1 protein-coding gene is annotated in these 1,318 nt (G+C 66.8%); it reads right to left on the reverse strand.

The features are described from left to right. Positions 1–50: 50 nt before the first annotated feature. On the reverse strand, positions 51–1,169 hold the full coding sequence (locus tag DWX63_RS11045) for an IS1249 family transposase (protein WP_117843732.1): 1,119 nt from the start codon (positions 1,167–1,169) through the stop codon (positions 51–53). Positions 1,170–1,318: the final 149 nt, after the last annotated feature.

Here is a 1,318-nt window from a genome sequence, read left to right on the forward strand (position 1 = left end):
AGGCTTATAGGACAAAATGTGTGTCCCGATAGAACATCCGTTTCCATCCATTAATCCAGCCAGAACGGGTACGGGTCCCTGTGGTGGAGATCCTCCCACACGGCCCTGTCGCCCCACTCCGGCCCTCCGTCCTCGCGCGACGGCGAGGCGGAGTAGACGCTGAACAGGAAGTCGATGTCCGCGTCGGTCGGCATCGCGGCGAGCTTCTCGCGCGCCGTCCTCGCGTCCCCCGAATGAGCGTGGCACCACCAGAACACCGCCTTAACGCGCTTGACGGACGTCAGCCCCCGGTGGTTGCGCAGTACGGCCCTCAGCTGCGAGTTCACCCCTCCCTCGATCATGTTGTTGGTCGACGGCAGCGGGCCGGCCTTGGCAAGGGCGGGGTCGAGGTAGGTGAACAGCGTCCCCGCCGACACCAGCGACGACAGCGACGAGCGCGCCCGCCTCAGCCTCTCGTGGGTGTAGACCCTCCTGCCGTCCACCACGGTCCTGTCCTCCAGGAAGTCGGCCCAGAACCCGCACCAGTCGAGGTAGCGCTCGACCCAGAGCTCCGCCCGGTGCAGCGTCTCGATGCCCATGAGGTCGCGCGCGATGAGGTAGAGCTCGCGCCCCGCCTGGAGCTTCGGCCGCGTCGTCGTGTAGCGCTTGACCTGCGAGAAGGCGTGGAAGGTGCACCTCTGGACCCTGGTGCGCGGCCAGGTCTCGCGCACGGCCTTGGCGAACCCGCTCCCGCCGTCGGTGACGACCACCTCGGGCGCCGGGATCGGCGCCATGAGGGCCGACCACGCCCTCGAGTTCTCGGACCTGGCCATGTACCAGGAGACCACCCTCTCGCCGCTGCAGCATATGAGCACGACGAGGTCGCGCGCGACCCAGATCCCGTCGACGTAGAACACGCGGTGGAGCTCGCCGTCGGGGACGGGCATGGGCCAGACCTCCCAGAACTCGGCCGTCCTGCGCCTGAAGGACCGCCCGCCGCCCGGCATCGCGGCCTGCGAGTCCTTCGAGAGGAGCCACCCGAGGAACTCCTCGAGCCTCGCCGCCGTGTCGTCGTACCTCAGCGTCGTCGACGCGCCGCAGGCCGTGCACCTCCACCGCTGGGACCCCGATGAGGTCCTGCCGTTGCGCTTGGTCCGACCGCCGCAGTAGGGGCAATAAACGGCCTTCATGGACACCTCTTCCGAAAGGGTGTTTAACGGTTCCGGAAAAGGGTATCTACCGGCGGGAACGATAGGCAACCGGACACACATTCTGTCCGAGCGGTTAAAAGCGGGCACGGAATTTAAACGGCTGAAAAAGGGGCATCGACCTGCGCCGA

The sequence above is a fragment of the Collinsella sp. AF20-14LB genome (assembly GCF_003459505.1).
GTDB lineage: Bacteria > Actinomycetota > Coriobacteriia > Coriobacteriales > Coriobacteriaceae > Collinsella.

Coding starts and splice junctions, on each gene's coding strand:
- DWX63_RS11045 (WP_117843732.1), bottom strand. CDS start 1,169: ATGAAGGCCGTTTATTGCCCCTACTGCGGCGGTCGGACCAAGCGCAAC.